The 1,897-nt window shown below is 64.3% G+C and carries 1 protein-coding gene; it reads left to right on the top strand.

Annotated elements, in window-relative coordinates; genetic code table 11:
- Positions 1-956: 956 nt before the first annotated feature.
- The gene (locus tag C486_RS00415; protein WP_004045523.1) at positions 957-1,775 is read left to right on the top strand and encodes a rolling circle replication-associated protein; all 819 of its coding nucleotides are present in this window, start codon (positions 957-959) and stop codon (positions 1,773-1,775) included.
- Positions 1,776-1,897: the final 122 nt, after the last annotated feature.

Genomic DNA, 1,897 nt, shown 5'->3' with positions numbered 1-1,897 from the left:
AGGTGAGAGGTGCCGGGTGGGGTCCCCCTAGACACCGTTATAGGTCCCTGTGGTGGGTGGTGGGGTCGGTTCGATTTTCGGCGACCCTTGCGCCGTCCTGCGATTAGGGAGCGGAGGGGCGAGTGATTGTGGTGGGAGAATCGCAAGACGGCGGTAAGTTGTGGCGGTTCAGACAGGGGTATCCTTACGCCGTCCTGCGATTGTACGGATAGGGCCGGGATTCGACAGGGGGAAGAATCGCAAGACGGCGGTAAGTTGTGATGGGTGATACTCCGGGGCGATCGGCGACCCCTGCGCTGTCATGCGGTTTCGGGTTCTGTCTGGCTATGGTTAGAACTGCTAATAACAATATGTGGGCGTGTTGGTAGTATCGGGATAGGTAGATGTTCTGCCGGGGTGAAAGGTCAGTATTCTTTAAGGGGCTAGTCGTTCTCGTCGCAGTCAAAGCTACGCAACGTGAGTGAATGCCCGGAGAAGGCCCGGGCGACGGACGATTCCACCGGACGCGATTTGTGGCAGAATCGCCCGGTGGAAACCTCTTGGCCGGAGGGTTCGTCCTCGCTCTGTCCTCTCTCAGCCGAGTCAGTAAGTGTTTCGACGGTTCACGGAAACGCTCGGTCTGGACGACTAAGCGCCGATCCACCGCAAGGATCGGGCGATCTTGATTTGCCCGAGAGCCGGCGTACCCGGCTCGAGGGCCGCCCGATCCGCACGCCCCCGACCGGCGGGAGGGGGCTATCTTGTGCGGTGGCGGTGCGGCGGCGGTGCGGTCTTTACTCGACGCTAGTTAGAACAACTCAAGAGCCGCTATGCTTCGCCAATTCAGGCGTTCCACCGTGCGGTGCGGTAGAAGACGTGCCGGTGGCTATGGTGCGGTGCGGTGCCACCGGCTCGTCTTCGTCGCGGTCGTCGGATAGTGCCGCCCCAGCTGGGCCGGACGTGCTGTCGGGCCACTCGTGGAGCAGCTCGCGATCGCGTCGGTCGGGGTGGTCGGAGTGAGCGCGGATCCCGTCGACGGCGAGGTCGAGTTGGATGAGCAGTCACGGCTCGGTCGGGACTGGGATTGCGGGCCGGATCGGGAGCGGCCGGACTGCCGGAAGGACTTGGCGCACCTGAAGTACCAGACAGAATCGGGGGAACAGGCGTCGTACCGTTGCGGTTCGTGGGACTGCGAGTGTTGCGGCCACCGGCTGAGGATGGGACTGATCGAGGAGATAGAACGGATCACGGAGGAGCGCCCGGAGATGCGTCGGTTCCTGACGCTCACAGTGGACCGCAGAGCGCCCGCGTCGAAGGAGGAGAAGCACGAGTACATCACCGATCGGTGGAACGCGCTGAGGACGGAACTGAGGGACCGCTATCCAAACCTGTCGTATCTGTGGGTGCGGCACGAGGGAGACGAGCGGGACCGGCCGCACCTGCACCTGCTCGTGGATCGGTTCCTGCCGCAGCGGGAACTGTCGCAGTTGGCCGAGCGCGTCGGCCTCGGCCGGGTGGTGGACATCCGGCGGGTGGACGCACGGAACGCGGCGCACTACATCAGTGCGTACCTCGGTCGTGGCTCGCTGTCGTTCCTGCCGTCGGGGTCGCGGCGGTACGGATCTAGCGCCGACGTCGATCTCGATCCACGCGATCCGGGCGGCGACGATCGTGACGGCAGTGCGCTCGAGGAGGACTGGTCACTGATGGCGTGGGATCCGATCGTCGAGGACTGGGTGTCGGCTGCGTCGGGAGACTTCCGGCGCGACGAGGATAGAGGACCGCCACCAGACTAGATCGGTCGGTCCCACCGCGAGGTGAGAGGTGCCGGGTGGGGTCCCCCTAGACACCGTTATAGGTCCCTGTGGTGGGTGGTGGGGTCGGTTCGATTTTCGGCGACCCTTGCGCCGTCCTGCGA

It is taken from the genome of Natrinema gari JCM 14663 (assembly GCF_000337175.1).
Classification (GTDB): domain Archaea; phylum Halobacteriota; class Halobacteria; order Halobacteriales; family Natrialbaceae; genus Natrinema; species Natrinema gari.
The sequence above is the reverse complement of the archived record's forward strand: the minus strand, read 5'-3'. Positions and strand labels throughout refer to the sequence as shown.